At 70.9% G+C, this 16,516-nt stretch carries 12 protein-coding genes and 2 pseudogenes; 5 read left to right on the top strand and 9 right to left on the bottom strand.

What is annotated here, in order from left to right; genetic code table 11:
- Positions 1-21: 21 nt before the first annotated feature.
- The 4 genes from ACZ4Z4_RS37805 (at position 22) to ACZ4Z4_RS37790 (ending at position 2,833) form a co-directional block, all read left to right on the top strand.
- A complete protein-coding gene (locus ACZ4Z4_RS37805; protein WP_468338255.1) occupies positions 22-477 on the top strand; it encodes an Lrp/AsnC family transcriptional regulator in 456 nt (151 codons plus the stop codon).
- A gap of 128 nt (positions 478-605) precedes the next feature.
- A complete protein-coding gene (locus tag ACZ4Z4_RS37800) occupies positions 606-1,685 on the top strand; it encodes a chitinase (protein ID WP_468338252.1) in 1,080 nt (359 codons plus the stop codon).
- A 93-nt stretch (positions 1,686-1,778) separates the two neighbouring features.
- Positions 1,779-2,381: an RNA polymerase sigma factor gene (locus ACZ4Z4_RS37795; protein ID WP_468338249.1), complete on the top strand. Its 603-nt coding sequence runs from the start codon at positions 1,779-1,781 to the stop codon at positions 2,379-2,381.
- Between the two features lie 284 nt (positions 2,382-2,665).
- Positions 2,666-2,833 carry a hypothetical protein gene (locus tag ACZ4Z4_RS37790; RefSeq protein ID WP_468338246.1) on the top strand — a complete coding sequence of 56 codons (168 nt, stop codon included), beginning with the start codon at positions 2,666-2,668 and terminating at the stop codon, positions 2,831-2,833.
- Between the two features lie 24 nt (positions 2,834-2,857).
- On the opposite strand, the gene pulA is transcribed toward ACZ4Z4_RS37790, so the two are convergent.
- From pulA to ACZ4Z4_RS37755, 7 genes and pseudogenes are all read right to left on the bottom strand, one after another.
- A complete protein-coding gene (gene pulA, locus ACZ4Z4_RS37785; RefSeq protein WP_468338243.1) occupies positions 2,858-5,575 on the bottom strand; it encodes a pullulanase-type alpha-1,6-glucosidase in 2,718 nt (905 codons plus the stop codon).
- A gap of 92 nt (positions 5,576-5,667) precedes the next feature.
- A pseudogene (locus tag ACZ4Z4_RS37780) lies at positions 5,668-7,065 on the bottom strand (alpha-amylase); the annotation flags it as partial.
- Between the two features lie 100 nt (positions 7,066-7,165).
- Positions 7,166-8,230, bottom strand: a complete 1,065-nt coding sequence (locus ACZ4Z4_RS37775; protein WP_468338240.1) for a LacI family DNA-binding transcriptional regulator — start codon at positions 8,228-8,230, stop codon at positions 7,166-7,168.
- A complete protein-coding gene (locus tag ACZ4Z4_RS37770) occupies positions 8,218-9,915 on the bottom strand; it encodes a glycoside hydrolase family 13 protein (RefSeq protein WP_468338237.1) in 1,698 nt (565 codons plus the stop codon). Before ACZ4Z4_RS37770 ends, ACZ4Z4_RS37775 begins: the two co-directional genes overlap by 13 nt.
- Positions 9,916-9,975: 60 nt before the next feature.
- Positions 9,976-10,851 (bottom strand): sugar ABC transporter permease, encoded by an 876-nt coding sequence (locus ACZ4Z4_RS37765; protein ID WP_398311814.1) that lies wholly within the window; start codon positions 10,849-10,851, stop codon positions 9,976-9,978.
- Positions 10,848-11,858 (bottom strand): carbohydrate ABC transporter permease, encoded by a 1,011-nt coding sequence (locus ACZ4Z4_RS37760; RefSeq protein WP_468338234.1) that lies wholly within the window; start codon positions 11,856-11,858, stop codon positions 10,848-10,850. The genes ACZ4Z4_RS37765 and ACZ4Z4_RS37760 overlap by 4 nt, the downstream gene beginning before the upstream one ends.
- A gap of 20 nt (positions 11,859-11,878) precedes the next feature.
- A complete protein-coding gene (locus ACZ4Z4_RS37755; RefSeq protein WP_468338231.1) occupies positions 11,879-13,153 on the bottom strand; it encodes an extracellular solute-binding protein in 1,275 nt (424 codons plus the stop codon).
- 306 nt (positions 13,154-13,459) lie between these two features.
- Here ACZ4Z4_RS37755 and ACZ4Z4_RS37750 point away from each other — a divergent pair, with 306 nt between their 5' ends.
- Positions 13,460-14,485 (top strand): LacI family DNA-binding transcriptional regulator, encoded by a 1,026-nt coding sequence (locus ACZ4Z4_RS37750; protein WP_468338228.1) that lies wholly within the window; start codon positions 13,460-13,462, stop codon positions 14,483-14,485.
- Between the two features lie 19 nt (positions 14,486-14,504).
- Here the strand turns inward: ACZ4Z4_RS37750 and ACZ4Z4_RS37745 are convergent, their stop codons facing one another.
- Entirely contained in the window at positions 14,505-15,398 is an 894-nt protein-coding gene (locus tag ACZ4Z4_RS37745) for a lysophospholipid acyltransferase family protein (protein ID WP_468338225.1), read from the bottom strand.
- Positions 15,395-16,216, bottom strand: a pseudogene (locus tag ACZ4Z4_RS37740) (GNAT family N-acetyltransferase). The gene ACZ4Z4_RS37745 and the pseudogene ACZ4Z4_RS37740 overlap by 4 nt, the downstream one beginning before the upstream one ends.
- Positions 16,217-16,516: the final 300 nt, after the last annotated feature.

The raw sequence follows: 16,516 nt of genomic DNA, 5'->3' as shown, positions 1-16,516 counted from the left end.
CGCGTAGTGAATAATTGCGCCATGGACGAGATCGATCGCAATATTTTGCGCGAGCTTCAGAGCGACGGGCGGCTGACCAACCAGGAGCTGGCCGCGCGGGTCGGGCTCAGCGCGTCGCCGTGCCTGCGGCGGGTGCGCCAGCTGGAGCTGGACGGCGTGATCCAGGGCTACCGCGCCGTGGTGGACCCGGAGGCGGTGGGCCGGGGCTTCGAGGTGCTGGTCTCCATCGAGGTGCGGCGCGACCGGGAGACGGTCGAGGCGTTCGAGGCGGCGCTCCAGGACATCCCGGACGTCATCGAGGCGTACCGCCTGTTCGGGAGCCCCGGCTGCCTGCTGCGCATCGCCGTCGCGGACCTGGCCGCGTACGAGCGCCTCTGGATCGAGCGGCTGACGGCGCTCGCGGGGGTCACCGAGGTCAACTCGCAGATCATCATGAAGCGGATCAAGGAGCCGCGGGGCCTGCCGGTCAGCACCTGACCCGCGACCGCTCCCCTCTCCACTCCCACTTTGGTACAGACCTATTGACGACTGGTCTGGTCCAGCCTAGGTTGACGCACCGCACGAGGCACGTCTCCCCGTCCCCCACCGCACCCAGGGAGCACAGCGTGATCGGTCGGACGTTACGCCTGCTGGGGTCCGCCCTGGCACTGGCCTGTGTCGCACAGCTGCCGGCCGCCGCCGCGGCCCCGGACCCGGCCGGACCCCAGGCCGAGACCAGAGCCGACATCAGGGCCGACACCTGCGCCCTCAAGCCGAAGCCCGCGGGCAAGGTGCTCCAGGGCTACTGGGAGAACTGGGACGGCGCGGCCAACGGCGTGCACCCGCCCTTCGGCTGGACCCCGATCACCGACCCCCGCATCCGCCAGCACGGCTACAACGTCATCAACGCGGCCTTCCCCGTGATCCGCTCCGACGGCACCGTCCTGTGGGAGGACGGCATGGACTCGACCGTGAAGGTCGCGACCCCGGCGGAGATGTGCCAGGCCAAGGCGGACGGCGCCACGATCCTGATGTCCATCGGCGGCGCCGCGGCCGGCATCGACCTCAGCTCCACCAAGGTCGCGGACCGCTTCGTCGAGACGATCGTGCCGATCCTGAAGAAGTACAACTTCGACGGCATCGACGTCGACATCGAGACCGGCCTGGTGGGCAGCGGCAACATCAACCAGCTCTCCCCCTCCCAGTCCAACCTCATCCGCATCATCGACGGCGTGCTCGCCCGGATGCCCGCGGGCTTCGGCCTCACGATGGCACCGGAGACGGCGTACGTCACCGGGGGCAGCGTCGTCTACGGCTCGATCTGGGGCGCGTACCTGCCGATCATCAAGAAGTACGCCGACAACGGCCGCCTCTGGTGGCTCAACATGCAGTACTACAACGGCAGCATGTACGGCTGCTCCGGCGACTCCTACTCCGCGGGCACCGTGCAGGGCTTCACCGCCCAGACCGACTGCCTGAACAAGGGCCTGACCATCCAGGGCACCACGATCAAGGTCCCCTACGACAAGCAGGTCCCGGGCCTGCCCGCCCAGCCGGGCGCCGGCGGCGGCTACATGTCCCCGAGCCTGGTGGCCCAGGCGTGGAACCACTACAACGGCGCCCTGAAGGGCCTGATGACCTGGTCGATCAACTGGGACGGCTCCAAGGGCTGGACCTTCGGGGACAACTTCAAACGACTGACGTGAGATCGAAGAATTCCTGGATCCGGCGTGGGTTCTGGGACTCCTGGTGCATATAACTGTGACGCACGATCCATAGTCACCGGGGGGGACCAGCCCGTGCCAGGCTCCGACGATGTCGTACGCGACAGTGGCGATGTCGTACGCGACGGCGGTGACCGGGACCGGCTCGCGCTCTACGGCTACAGCACGCTGCGGAGCCTGATCCGCTCACGGCAGATATTCGACCGCTGCCGCGGCGTGCGGCCGCCCGTCGCCCCGACCTCCGACGACCTGGAGGTCCTGCGCCTGTCGTCCGACGAGCGTCACGTCCTCGCCGGGGAGACCCTCCTCGCCGCTCTCGCCGACTGGGACAAGGTCTGGTCCACCTGGGACGGGAGCAAGGGGGCGTCGCGGGAGACGTACTTCGTCGGAGCTCTGGTCCTGCGCTTCCCCCGCGCCTTCCAGAAGTGGCAGGAGGGGCGTCGCCACCAGCCCCTCGTCCGGGCCCTCGGCGGTCCCGCCCCGGCCGACCCCGCCCTCGACGCCGTCGTCCGCGACACGCTGCGCCGGGCGCTGCGGACGGCCGGGCCGGACCTGCGCACCGTGCTGGCGCTGGTCGTCCAGGGCTACCCGCACAGCGAGATCGCCGCCCGCCTGCGGATCAGCGAACGGGCCGTCGAGGGGCGGCTCCACCGCTTCCGCAAACAGCTGCGGGGGTAGAGCACCCTCCCCGTACGGCGACGACGACCCCATGAACAGCGGGGCAGGCCCCCTCGGGGGCCGTTGACCCGCGCGCCCATCTCGCCACGAACCCGGTGGGGACACCAGGCCGAGCCGCTTCGCGGTCGCGCGGGCGCGAGCCTGGTGTCCCCACCGGAACCGTGGCGGAGGACGCACGCAGGTCAACAACCCCCGAGGTGACACGGAGCCCCGCCCCAACCGGCGGGGCTCCAGCGTTTTGCGCACACTTCGGCTTCGCTGCGAAGACTCCCGGAGGAGACCCCATGAACCGCACATCCGCGCCCACGCCCGCCCAGCGGACCGCCCCGCCGTTCTTCGAACTCCGCGTCGGCGGGCTGCACCTGACGATCCAGCAGGTCCCCTACCGCCTGCTCACCCTCGCCGCCGCCGTGGCCGGCCCGCTCGTGGGCGCGACCTGGCTGGCACGGTGACGACGGTGCGGGCCCCGACCCCGCTCAGCCGCGCCGGAAGACGGCGACCGTACGGGCAGGCACGGAGAAGGTGCCCGACGACCGTTCGTACGTGGCGGACTTGACCTTCCGGTCGGCGCCGGACGCCTGGAGGGGGTGCAGGGCGTATCCGGCGCCCCGCACCGCCTCCGCGCGCTGCCGCCGCGCCTCGGGCGTCGCGTTGAACACGACCACGAGGTCACCGAGCTTCATGGTGATGACGCCCGGTGTCTCGGCGGTGGTGCCGGAGAGCGGGAAGGAGAGGGCCGACTGGACCTGTCCGGGTGTGGCGAGGGAGAAGGCGGGTTCCGTGGTGCGGATCTTCAAGAGGTCGCGGTACGCGGCCGACGCGCCGTTGATCTCGTCGCAGCCCGGCGTCAGCGTCGTCGCGGAGGACAGCAGGGGCTTGGCGTAGGGCCACTTGGACTTGTTGTCGGCGGCCGGGGGGAGGCCGCGGCCGAAGCCGTTGCCGGCGCGGCAGTCCCAGTGGATCGCGTTGAACCAGTCGCCGCTGTCGTAGGAGTTCCGGTCCAGGGACTTGGAGCGGAGCAGGTCCGTGCCGGCCTGGGAGAGCGCCGGGCCCTGGGAGAGCGCGGCGGTGGCCATCGCGAGGACCTGCATGCGGGCGCGGGCCTCCGGCGAGGTGTCCGCGGGGAGCTTGAAGGCGAGCGCGTCGTACAGCGATTCGTTGTCGTGCGCGTCGGCGTAGGAGAGGGCGTCGCCGGGGGCCGCCGCGTAACCGGCCGGGGAGCCGTTGTAGTCGACGTCGGCGCCCTTGACCCTGCGTCCCGAGGAATCCGTGAAGGTGAAGTCGGCGAGGTTGCCCGACAGGCCGACCTTGATGAGGTCCTGGTAGTGCAGGAGGCGAGCCTTCTGCTCCGCCGGAGTGCCGTTCGCCTTCGAGGAGTTGGGGTCGGTGTACAGGCCGCTGGCGAAGCCCTGCACGCCCGGGTCCTCGTCGAAGGGGCCGCCGCCGCGCAGCGCGTCGCGCGAGCGGTCGGAGAACGTCGCGACGCCGGTGCCCGCCATGTTCCGCTGGGTGGCCTGCACGAAACGGGCGTCGTTCGCGACCTCGCCGAAGTTCCAGCCCTCGCCGTACAGGACGATGCTCTTCCCGTCGACGCCGTCCTTCGCCACGGTCAGCGCGTCGAGGGCCTTGCGGACCGCGAGGATGTTGGACTTGGGGTGGTGCCCCATCAGGTCGAAGCGGAAGCCGTCGACCTTGTACTCCCTGGCCCAGGTGACCACCGAGTCGACGACGAGCTTGCCCATCATGGCGTTCTCGGGGGCCGTGTTGGCGCAGCAGGTGGAGGTCGTGACCGCGCCGTCGGCGTCCAGGCGCTGGTAGTAGCCGGGCACGATCCTGTCGAGGACGGACTTGTCGGCCTGGCCGCTCGCGACGGTGTGGTTGTAGACGACGTCCATGACCGTGCGCAGCCCTGAGCCGTTCAGGCCCTGCACCATCCTGCGGAACTCGACCGTGCGGCGGGTGCCTTCGGGGTCGCTCGCGTAGGACCCTTCCGGGACGGTGTAGTGCAGCGGGTCGTAGCCCCAGTTGTACGCGTCCTCGGCGGCGCTCCTGGTGACGCACGCCTGCTGCTCGTCGGAGTCGGGGGCGTGGGCGGGCAGGTCGCAGTCGGGGGTGGCCTGGTCGGCGGCGCGCTCGGGGACGGTGCCGATGTCGAAGGCGGGCAGCAGGTGCACGTACGACGTGCCGGAGCGGGCGAGGCGGCGCAGGTGCCGCATGCCGTCGGACTTCTTGTCGGTGAACGCCAGGTACTTGCCGGGGTGGTCCGAGGTGCGGTCCTCGATGGAGAAGTCCCGGACGTGCAGTTCCTGGATCTGCGCGTCGCGCAGCGGGGTCGCCTTCGGTTTGCGGAGCGTGGCCCAGCCCTTGGGGGCGAGCTCCGGGTCGGTGAGGTCGACGGCGAGGCTCCGCTCGGAGTCGCTGGTGAGAGCGGTCGAGTAGGGGTCGGTGACCTTGTTGGTGACGATCTTCTGGACGCTCGGCGCCCACACCTCCACGACGTACCGGTAGGCCTTGCCCGACCAGTCTCCTGGGCCGGTCGCCGACCAGACGCCGGAGGCGGCGTCGCGGTGCATGCGGACGGTGCGGCCGCCGATGTCGAGGGAGACCTGCCGGGCGGTCGGGGCCCAGACGGCGAGGGTGACGCGGCCGTGCGCGAACCGGGGGCCGAGGGTGGCCTTGGTGGCGGCCGCGCCGTAGAGGTCGTCGAGGACGCCCTGGGTCTGGACGCCGGTGGCGGCGTGCAGGGTGCCGTCGGCGGAGCGTCCCGTGGCGACGAGCTGGCCGGTGAGGGCCGCGCGGATACGGCCGCGGTCGCGGGGGTCGACGGTGAAGGCGGCGTAGCCCTTGAGGTGCGGGTACTTGGCCTGCTGGGCGTCGGTGAGGCCGCCGTCGACCGGGCTCAGGCGCAGCCGGTGCGCCTGGCCGGCGATGTCGCCGTCCTTGACGGTGAGGCCACCGTGGGGTGCGTAAAGGAGTTCGTGAGCGGTGCCCGTGCCGGTGTCCCAGGCCAGGGTGGTCCGGTCGATCCACTGGGCCCGCGACCTCGTCAGGTCGAGTCCGTCGTCCCGTGCGGCCGCGGCGGAAGGTGCCGAGGGGGTGAGCGGCACGGCCGTGGCCGTCGCGGTCAGGGGCACGGTGGCGGCGAGCAGGGCGACCGCCACGGTGACGGCGGTGCGGCGCGGGGAGCCGGTCACGAAAGTCTCTCCTTGCGGGGTGGGAGGAAGGTGCGGCCGCCCGGCAGCGGGGACGAAGAATGGGCCGGGCGGCCGGTCATGGGGGCTGCTCAGCAGCTCTTGGAGCCGGTGTGCAGCGCGAGGGCGGTGTTCGGTGCCACGGACGCGGTGAACCGGCCGGACTTGTCGACGCCGACCTTCCTGCCGCTCTGCACGTCGCAGTACGTGCCCGCCGCCAGGGAGGTCTGGAAGGTGCGGTTGACGGTGGCGCCCTCGTGGTTGATGACCACGTACGCCTTGTCGCCGCGGCCGAAGGCGATGGCGTTGTTGCCGTTGTCCCACCAGTCGGTGACGGCGGCGCCGCGCGCGGTGTTGCGGAGCTTCACCATGCCGCGGATCTCCGGCCAGGCGTGCTGGCACTTCCAGCCGTCGCTGTAACAGGCCTTCACCTGCCCGCCGTTGGGCGATCCGGCGTCGTTGTTGCTGAACTCGTAGCCGGAGTGGACGTCCGGGGAGCCGTAGGGCCAGGCCAGCATGAAGACGTGCGCGAGCGTGTAGTTGGCGCCGTCCTTGTAGCTGAGGGTCTGGCCGTGGCGCTCGGTGTCGTGGTTGGCGACGAGCACCGCCGCCTTGCCGCTCGGCAGGTAGCCCCAGCCCTCGCCGTAGTTCTTGAGGTAGGCGAGCTTCTCGTTGGTGAAGACCCGCTTGAGGTCCTTGGCGTAGCGGAACTCCTGGGCGTCGCCGGTGGCGGTGTACTCACCCGGGTCGACGGCCTCGCCCGCGCCGTGCAGCGTCTCCTGCTTGAAGTAGACGCCGGGGTTGCTCAGCCGGGACTTGATGTTCTTCAGGTCGTCCACGGGGATGTGCTTGGCCGCGTCGACGCGGAAGCCGTCCACGCCGAGCGAGAGCAGGTCGTTCAGGTACCTGGCGATGCGGCCGCGCACGTACTCCTCGCCGGTGTCCAGGTCGGCCAGGCCGCCCAGCTCGCAGTGCTGGACGTTCCAGCGGTCCTGGTAGTTGCTGATGTCGGCCTTGCAGTCGTCCATGTCATGGGACGAGTACGTGCCGGGGTAGTCGTATTTGGTGAAGCGGGAGCCCGCAGAGCCGGTGCCGGAGGCGTTGGTCATGTGGTTGATCACCGCGTCGGCGACGACCTTGACCCCGGCGGAGTGACAGGTGTCGACCATGTTCTTGAAGTCGGCGCGGTCACCGAGGCGGGTGCCGATCTTGTAGCTGACCGGCTGGTAGGCGGTCCACCATGCCTCGCCCTGGAGGCGCTCCTGCGGTGGTGAGACCTGCACGTATCCGTAGCCGTCCGGGCCGAGCCGGTCCGTGCAGGCCTTGGCGACCGACCTGAAGTTCCACTCGAAGAGGACGGCGGTGACGTCCTTGCCACCGGGCGGGGCCGCCTGGGCGGCGGGGGCGCCGGCGACGACGGTGCCCGCGAGGCCCGCCGCCAGGGCGAGCGCGGTGGCGACGGGTCTACGCCTCTTGATGGTCCGGCCGGTCATGGGAACCTCCTGCGCGTTGGGGGGGGACCTTCAGCAAGTGCTTGCAGCAAGTCGGCACAAGTTGTTGCGGGTTGGACCGTATGGCGCCCCCCGGGCCGGGTCAACCCTCTGGACGGACTCCGGTCGAACCCCGTACGACCAGCTCCGGCTGGAACACGAACTCCGCGCGCTGCACGGGGTTTCCGTCGATCTCCTCCAGGAGTGCGCCCACCGCGGCGCTCGCCATGGCCTGCACCGGCTGTCGCACCGTGGTCAGCGGCGGGTCGGTGAAGGCGATGAGCTGGGAGTCGTCGAACCCGACCACGGAGATGTCGTCGGGCACCGCGAGGCCGCGCTCACGCACCGTCCGGATGGCGCCGAGCGCCATCAGGTCGCTGCCGCACACCATCGCCGTGCACCCCAGGTCGAGGAGGGCGCCGGCCGCGGCCTGGCCGCCCTCGACGGTGAACAGGGTGCGCCGCACGAGCCGTTCGGCCTCCCCCTGTGCCAGGCCGAGCATGCTGTGCAGCGCCGCCGTGAACCCCTCCGCCTTGCGGCGCGAGGGGACGTACCGCGTCGGGCCGATGGCCAGACCGATCCGCTCGTGCCCGAGGTCGACGAGGTGGCGTACGGCCATGCGCACCGCCGAGCGGTCGTCCGGCGAGACGAAGGAGACCGGGATGTCCTCGTTGTAGCCGTTGACGAGGACGAACGGCACCTTGCGGTGGACGAGTTCGCGGTAGCGGGCGGTGTCGGCCGTCATGTCGGCGTGCAGACCCGACAGGAAGATGATGCCGTTGACCCCGCGGTCCTCCAGCTGCTCGACCAGCTCGTCCTCGGTGGCGCCGCCCGGCATCTGCGTACAGAGCATCGGGGTGTAGCCGTGCCCGGCGAGCACCTGCTCGATGACCTGCGCGAAGGCGGGGAAGATCGGGTTGGTGAGCTCGGGGATGACCAGGCCGACGAGGCCGGCGCTGCGCCGCTTCAGCCGCGTGGGCCGTTCGTAGCCGAGGACGTCGAGGGCGGCGAGCACCCGGCGCCTGGTGCCCGTCGCGACCCCGGCCTTGCCGTTCAGGACGCGGCTCGCGGTGGCCTCGCTGACACCTGCCTGGGCCGCGATGTCCAGGAGCCGCGGGGCGCCCCGGTGGGCGTCCCGCGGCACGGGGGAAAGCGTCACACCGCCCACCAGACGGTGGTGTCGGCGGGCAGGCGCACCACTCCGTCCGCGCTCTGTGCCGCCTCACCGACGAGCTCCTGGCCGACGATCTCCTCGCCGGCGATCTCCTCACTGGCGAGCAGGATCCGGCCGCCGGGTGCGGGGATCCGCACGGTCTCCCCCGTGGTGTTCACGGTGCACACGAAGCCCTCGCGGGCGAAGGCGAGCACGCCTTCCGGGACGTCCAGCCACTCGATCGAATCGCCCGCTCCGAGCCCCGGTTCCGCCCGGCGCACGGCGAGCGCGCTGCGGTACAGCTCCAGGGTCGAGCCGGGGTCACCGGTCTGCGCCTGCACGCTCAGTCCGCCCCACTCGGCGGGCTGCGGCAGCCAGCTGCCGCCGGGTCCGAAGCCGTACGAGGGGCCCTCGGCGGTCCACGGGATGGGCACCCGGCAGCCGTCGCGGAAGCCGTCCTGTCCGCTGGCGCGGATGAACGACGGGTCCTGGCGCACCTCGTCGGGCAGGTCGGTGACGTCGGGCAGGCCGAGCTCCTCACCTTGGTACAGGTAGGCGGAGCCGGGCAGCGCCAGCATCAGCAGGGTCGCGGCGCGGGCGCGGCGCAGGCCGAGCTCGCGGTCGCCCGCGGTCCGCAGCTGGGTGCCGAGGCCCGGCGGGTTGGCGAGGCGCGTCGCGTGCCGGGTCACGTCGTGGTTGGAGAGCACCCAGGTGGCGGGCGCGCCCACGGGGCGCATCGCGGCCAGCGACGCGTCGATGACCTCGCGCAGCTCGGCGGCGTCCCAAGAGGTGCCGAGATACTGGAAGTTGAAGGCCTGGTGCATCTCGTCGGGGCGCACGTAGTGGGCGGAGCGCTCGACGGTCGGCGTCCACGCCTCGGCGACGAGGATCCGCTCACCGGCGTACTCCTCCAGAACCTGCCGCCAGCTGCGGTAGATCTCGTGCACGCCGTCCTGGTCGAAGAACGGCATGGCGTCGTTGCCGAGCAGCTTGAGCTGGTCGTGGCTGCCGATGTCGGGGAGGCCCGCCGCCTTGACCAGACCGTGGGCGACGTCGACGCGGAAGCCGTCGACGCCCATGTCGAGCCAGAAGCGCAGGATCGAGCGGAACTCGTCCCGCACGGCGGGGTGTTCCCAGTTGAAGTCGGGCTGTTCGGGCGCGAAGAGGTGGAGGTACCACTCTCCGTCCGGCACCCGCGTCCAGGCGGGGCCGCCGAAGATGGACTCCCAGTCGTTGGGCGGGAGTTCACCGTCGGCGCCTTTGCCGGGGCGGAAGTGGTAGCGCTCGCGGAGCGGGGAGCCCGGGCCCTCGCTCAGCGCGCGCCTGAACCAGTCGTGCCGGTCGGAGGAGTGGTTGGGCACCAGGTCCACGATGACGCGCAGGCCGAGCCCGTGGGCGTCACGGATGACCGCGTCGGCGTCCAGGAGACTGCCGAAGACGGGGTCGATGGCGCGGTAGTCGGCGACGTCGTAGCCCGCGTCGGCCTGCGGCGAGGCGTAGAAGGGGCTGAGCCAGACCGCGTCGACGCCGAGGTCCCTGAGGTACGGCAGTCGGCTGCGGATGCCCTCCAGGTCGCCCATGCCGTCGCCGTTGCTGTCGGCGAAGCTGCGCGGATACACCTGGTAGATCACCGCGCCGCGCCACCAGTCCGTGCGCGTCTCGGTGGCGGGGGCGGCAGGGGCAGCGAGATGCTGGGTCATGTCTTCCCTGGGGATCGAGTGTGGTGGGTGCGGCGGCGGAACGCCTCGGGACGGGGCGTCTCAGGACTTCGTCGCGCCCGCCGTCAGGCCGGAGACCAGGTGGCGCTGGGCGAAGCCGAAGATGACCGCGGCGGGCACCGCGACGATCACGGCGGACGCCGTCAGCGAACCCCAGTCGCTGGTGTACTGGTTGACGAAGGTCTGAAGGCCGCCGGCGAGCGTGAGGTTCTCCTCGCCGGTCATGAAGGCGGAGGCGTAGGCGACCTCGGCCCAGCCGGTGATGAAGCTGTAGAACCCGGTGACGGCGAGGCCCGGCTTGGCCAGGGGCACGATGAGCCGCCAGAACGTGCCGAACGGATTGAGCCCGTCGACCCGCCCGGCCTCGTCGATCTCGACCGGGATGGTGTCGAAGTACCCCTTCATCATCCAGGCGCAGAACGGCACGGCGATCGTCAGGTAGGTGACGACAAGCCCGACGGGCTGGTTGAGCAGGCCGAGGCTGGCGAGGAGGTTGTACAGCGGCACGATGAGCACCGCGACGGGGAACATCTGGGTGATGAGGAGCATCCACATCAGCGGCCGCATGCCGGGGAACTTGAAGCGGCTCACCGCGTAGCCGGTCGTCGCCGCGATGAAGACGCCGATCACCGTGGTCAGACCCACCACGACGAGGGAGTTGAGGATCCAGTTCGGGAACTCGGTGTCGTTCAGGACGTGGTCGTAGTTGCCGAGGGTGAAGTCCTTCACCAGGTCGGTGGAGAAGGCCTCGCTCTCCGGCTTGAACGACGTGACCAGGAGCCACAGCGGCGGCAGGACCGCGATGGCGCTGGCCAGCAGCAGGGTCGCGTGCAGGGCGACCGACGCCAGCGGGCCGCGCTCGTCGCGCCCCCTGGGCTTTCGCTGCTTCACCTTCGGTTCGGTCGGCACGGTGGTCACCACACCTCTCCCTGCTTGCGGAGCGCGCGGCGGTAGGCCACCGCGATGATCGACAGTAGGGCCAGGATGAGCACGCCCCAGGCCGCGGAGCCCGCGAAGTCGCGGGGGCTGACGACGAACGAGAGCCGATAGGCGTACGTCACCAGGATCTCGGTGGAGTCTCCTGGCCCGCCCCTGGTCAGCAGGAAGATCACCGGGAACATGTTGAAGGTCCAGATGCCGCTGATGAGGATGACCGTGCTGGCGACGGAGCGCAGTCCCGGCAGGGTGATGTGGCGGAAGCGCTGCCAGGCATTGGCGCCGTCCATCTCGGCCGCCTCGTACAGCTCGCCCGCGATGGACTGGAGGCCGCCGAGCATGGCCACCAGCATGAACGGCACGCCGAGCCAGACGTTGACGGTGATCACCGAGAGCTTCGCCCACGTCGGGTCGTTGAGCCACGGGACCGCGTCGATGCCGCCGCCCGCGAGGACCTTGTTCAGCAGGCCCTTCTTCTCGTTGAAGAGGAGCCGCCAGGTGAAGACGGAGACGAAGGCCGGCACCGCCCACGGCAGGATCAGCGCCATCCGGTAGAGGGAGCGCCCCGCGAGCCTGCGGTTGAGCATCGTGGCGAGCGCGAGGCCGAGCACGAAGGAGAGCGCGACGCAGGACACGGTCCACACGACGGTCCAGGTGAGCCGGTCCCAGAAGACGCCGTCGGAGAGGATCGCCTGGTAGTTGTCGAGGCCGACGGACTCGTACGTGGCGGGGATGTCGTTGACACCGATGTGCCGCTCGACGTTCGCCTCGTTGGCGTTGGTCGTCGACAGGTACATGCCCCGCACCAGCGGATAGCCGACGATCACGCCGATCACGATCACCACGGGGGCGACCATGGCCCACGCGTACCAATGGGTGGCGAACGCCCTGCGCAGCCGCCCTGGGTTCTTGGCGGGGCGGTGGCCGCGGCCGCGGACGCTCTGGGCATCCGCGGCCTTCACCACCGACCGGCCCGTCTCGACAGCCATGGGTCGGTCAGCCCTCCCTCTTACTTGTAGTCCTTGAGGAGCTTGCGGTAGGCGTCACCGATGCCCTTGGCGCCGTCCTCGGGCGAGGTCTTGCCGCTGAGCACCTTGCCCAGTTGCAGCCGGATCGGCTCGAAGAGCGCGTTGGCCTCCGGGATCCACGGCCGCTGCACGGACTTCTCCACGGCGGGCTTGAAGAACTGCACCATCTGGTTGTCCTTGACGGACTTGACGTCGTAGACGGAGGTGCGGGTCGGCAGCAGGCTGAGCTCCTCGGTGGTCTGCTGCTGCACCTTGGCGGAGCTCATGTACTTGATGAACTCGTAGGACGCGTCGAGGTTCTCGGACCCTGCGTACGCGGCGAGGTTCCAGCCGCCCTGCGGGGCGCCCTGGCGCGCGCTGCCGGCGGGGGCCGGGGCGACGCCGAGGTTGCCCTTGTCGCCCTTGAACTCCTTGCCCTGGAGGGCGCCCTCGATGGACCAGGGGCCGTCGAGCGCCATCGCGACGTCGCCGTCCTTGAAGGCGTTGAGCTGGTTGTTGTAGCCGTCGCTCGCGTCGGTGACGGCCGCCTTGGAGTCGACGAGGTCCTTCATCACCGAGAAGGCCTTGGCGCCCTCGGGGTCGTCGACGGTGACCTTCTTGTTCTTGGTGTCGAGGAGGTCGCCGCCCTCTCCGTAGAGGTACGGGAGGTAGTAGTACGGGTCGTCGCCGCGGAGGTAGAGGCCGGTCTTGCCGGACTTGGACTTGATCTTCTTCGCGGCGGTCTTGACCTCGTCGAAGGACTTGGGCACGTCGACGCCCGCGGCCTTCAGCATCTTCTTGTTGTAGAAGAGCGCGAGGGTGTCGATGGTCTGCGGCGCCGCGTAGGTCTTGCCCTTGAACTTGGTGCTCGCCGCGGCCTGCGGGAGGTAGTCGTCGGCCTTGTCGAGCGCGACGGTGTCGTCGAGCGGGGCGAGGTAGCCGAGCGAGGCGAAGTCCTGGGTCCAGGCGACCTCGGTGCGCATGACGTCCGGGGCGCCGGAGTTGCCGCCCGCGGCGTTCTTGAACTTGGCGTTGGCCTCGCCGAACGGCACGTTCACATAGTCGACCTCGACGTCGGGGTGCAGCTTCTCGAACCCCTTGGCGATCTTCTCGTACGCGCCCTTCTCGGCGTCGTTCGAGGTGTCCCAGAAGGTCACGGTGCCGGAGAGCTTGCCGGAACCCTTCTTGCCGCCGCTGCCCTCGTCGTCGCCCCCGCAGGCTGCCGCTGTCATGGCCAGGGCAGCGATCAGCCCGGTGGCCGCTATGCCACGCCGCATGTGAACTCCTTCAACTGATCCCGGAATCACGGGGAGACGAAGAGGTGCCTCCTGCTGGCCGCTCTCGACGCGGCGCCGGGTTGCCAGGAACGTAACAGCGTTGGAATGCGGCCGAAAGAGCTTGCGGCAAATTTCTGCAAGCACCGGTGATCGTTACGTCGGTGTGTCCTTAACGTTGCCGGTGCTGCGCTTGACAGCGCGGTGGGCCGCGCTGAATACGCCTGCAAGGTTCTTGCAGGACGGCTCTTTCCGCAAGCTTTCAGGGGCGGTGTGCAATCCCGTTCACGCCAGGTACAGTCCAGTGCCATGACCGCACGGCTTGTCGACATCGCAGCCCACGCGGGGGTCAGCGAAGCCACCGTGAGCCGCGTCCTGAACGGCAAGCCCGGAGTGGCCGTGGGCACCCGCGAGGCGGTGCTCGCCGCCCTCGACGTCCTCGGGTACGAGCGTCCGGTGCGGCTGCGCCGGCGCAGCGCGGGCCTCATCGGCCTCATCACACCCGAGCTGGACAACCCGATCTTCCCCGCGTTCGCCCAGGTCATCGCGCAGGCCCTGACCCGCCAGGGCTACACGCCGGTGCTCGCGACACAGACGCCCGGCGGCTCCACGGAGGACGAGCTCACCGAGATGCTCGTGGACCGCGGGGTCAGCGGCATCATCTTCGTCTCGGGGCTGCACGCCGACACCACCGCCGACATGGGGCGCTACGACACGTTGCGCGCCCAGGACGTCCCCTATGTACTCGTCAACGGCTTCTCGCCGGACGTGCAGGCCCCCTTCGTCTCCACCGACGACCGCGCCGCCGTCCGACTGGCCGTCACGCATCTGACGTCGCTCGGCCACACGCGGATCGGCCTCGCGGTCGGCCCCAAGCGGTTCGTCCCCGTGGTGCGCAAGATCGAGGGGTTCCAGCTGGGCCTGCTCGAACGCCTCGGCCTCGACCCCGACGAGTCGGCCGAGCTGATCCAGCACTCCCTCTACACCCTGGAGGGCGGCCAGGCCGCGGCCACCACCCTCATCAACCAAGGCTGCACGGCCGTCGTGTGCGCCAGCGACATGATGGCGCTCGGCGCCATCCGGGCCGCCCGCGCCCTGGGCCTGAGCGTGCCCCGGGACATCTCGGTGGTCGGCTTCGACGACTCGCCGCTCATAGCGTTCACCGACCCGCCACTGACCACCATCCGCCAGCCCGTGCAGGCCATGGGCCAGGCGGCGGTCCGCGCGCTCCTCGAGGAGATCGGCGGCACGCCCGCGCCGCACGGGGAGTTCGTCTTCATGCCGGAGCTGGTGGTGCGCGGCTCGACGGGGTCGGGGCGGCTCACGCCGCGCTGAGCGGCTGCCGCCACGGCGGCTATGCAAGAGTTTCCCATCGCTTGCAGTCAGTCGTAGCGGGCCGGAGCCCGGGAGTTGACCGTCGAAGGATCAACCCCTTGCTCACGACGGCTCGTTGCGCCGCCGCTGCCAGGTCCCTCCGGTCGGTGCCCCTGAGCGGGGCATGTGCCGTGAGGCGCACACCCAGGTGACGGGCGCTCGCCACGCGGCGCAACGACGCGGTGAAGTCCTCCGCCCCGAGAAAGGCGGCAGCCGTGGTCGGCACCCCGCTCTGGCGGTACTCGACCGTCACGGGGCGAACGGGAGCCCCCGCGTCGACCGCCGCCTGGAAGGCGGCCCGGCGGAAACGGCCACCCGCCGCCGAGCACCAGGTGGTGGCCTGGGGAAAGACGAGCACCGAAGTACCCGCCCGCAGCGCGCCCGCCAGTTCGGCCACGACACGCGGGAGTTCGCGCGAGCCGCCGTCCCGGTCGATGAACCGCGTGCCCACCCGCCGGGCCAGCGCGCCGATCACCGGCCACTGGCCCACCTCGCGCTTGGCCAGCACGTTCACCGGCTCGACGGCGAGCAGGGCGACGACGTCGAGCCAGGAGACGTGGTTGGCGACGACCAGGGTGCCCACGGCGCTCCCGCGCGGGCCCGGCCGTTCCTCCTGCGGGCCCGGCAGTTCCCCGCGTGCGCTCAGCCGGTCGCCGCCCGCCACTTCCAGGCCCACCCCGAGCGCCCCGAGCACCGCGCGCGCCTCGGCCCGCAGGGTCGCGGGTTCGGCGAGCCGGTCGCCCCGGGCCACCGACCGGGTCAGGGCGTACGTCAACGCGGCGTAGCGACGGGTGAGTTCGCCCAGGGGCACACGCGGGTCCGGGTCGGTGACGCAGCTCGCCGGGCAGCCGCGGTCGACCGTCCACGGTGTCACCGCGCGTCCTCGCCGAGGAAGAAGCGGCGGTGGCGCGCGCTGAGCCGCTCCGTGTCGAGGAGTACGAAGAAGTCCGCGACGTCGAACTCCGGGTCGTGCGCGGGGGCGCCGCACACCCACGCACCGAGCCGGAGGTAGCCGCGCAGCAGAGGCGGCAGGTCGGCGAGGACCGGACGCCCCGCCACGGGGCCCTCGGGAACCCAGGGGCGCCTGGGGTGCACCCGCAGCTCCGGCGGCGCCGCGTGCTTGGCCGTGCCCAGGAGCCAGGCGCTGGACGCCGCCCGGCCGCCGTCCGCCAGCGGTACGGAGGCGCAGCCCGCCAGGTACCGGTGGCCGGAGAGCAGGACATAGCGGGCGAGAGCCGACCACATCAGGTTGATCACGGCGCCGGAGCGGTGGTCGGGGTGGACGCAGGAGCGGCCCGCCTCGACGGTGGACGACCGCAGACCGCTCAGCGCGCGCAGGTCGAACTCGCCGTCGGAGTACTACCGTTCGGCTCGCCCCGGAGGCAGCAGCCGGTATGTCCCGACGACCTCGTCGGTCGAGGTGTCGGTGACGATCAGGTGGTCGGCGAGGTCGTCGAAGGCGTCGACGTCGTGGCCGGGCAGGGGCGTGTCGAGGATCGCGCCGAGCTCTCCCGCGAAGACGCGGTGGCGCAGCCGCTGGGCGGCCCTGATCTGTGCGGTGGTGTCCGCGATGGAGGCGACGTACGAGCCGGTGGCGGCGGGGGCGGGCGGCGTGGAAGTCGAGGGAGTGAGCGGGGTGGGCGGAGTGAGCGGGGAGGCCGGGGTGACCGGGGTGGGTGGTGTCGTGGGCATGACAGTTCCGTTTCTCGGTTCGATGGGGTCGAGACGAGGGGGACGACGGAGACAGGGGAAGGGAAAGCCGGCAGGGAACGGGGAGCCGGCAGCGAGCGGGAGCCAGTGAGGAACGGGGAGTCGGCGGGTGACGGATGTGCGGCAGGTGACGGGGAGAATCGGGCGGCGAGCGGCGCACCGTTCCGCGCCCCGCCCCACGCAGCACCGTGACGCCCCTGGCTGAACTGCGCGCTTCAGCCGTGCATCGGCCTGCCGTCCGGCACGCGTCAGGATCGGACGGGCCGCGCCCTGCCCGTACAC

The sequence above is a fragment of the Streptomyces sp. NPDC030245 genome (genome assembly GCF_055572995.1).
The sequence above is the reverse complement of the archived record's forward strand: the minus strand, read 5'-3'. Positions and strand labels throughout refer to the sequence as shown.

What these genes read in the sequence shown, in the direction of transcription:
- ACZ4Z4_RS37805 (WP_468338255.1), top strand. Translation starts at nt 22, where the DNA reads ATGGACGAGATCGATCGCAATATTTTGCGCGAGCTTCAGAGCGACGGG.
- ACZ4Z4_RS37790 (WP_468338246.1), top strand. Translation starts at nt 2,666, where the DNA reads ATGAACCGCACATCCGCGCCCACGCCCGCCCAGCGGACCGCCCCGCCG.
- ACZ4Z4_RS37770 (WP_468338237.1), bottom strand. Translation starts at nt 9,915, where the DNA reads ATGACCCAGCATCTCGCTGCCCCTGCCGCCCCCGCCACCGAGACGCGC.
- ACZ4Z4_RS37760 (WP_468338234.1), bottom strand. Translation starts at nt 11,858, where the DNA reads ATGGCTGTCGAGACGGGCCGGTCGGTGGTGAAGGCCGCGGATGCCCAG.
- ACZ4Z4_RS37755 (WP_468338231.1), bottom strand. Translation starts at nt 13,153, where the DNA reads ATGCGGCGTGGCATAGCGGCCACCGGGCTGATCGCTGCCCTGGCCATG.
- ACZ4Z4_RS37750 (WP_468338228.1), top strand. Translation starts at nt 13,460, where the DNA reads ATGACCGCACGGCTTGTCGACATCGCAGCCCACGCGGGGGTCAGCGAA.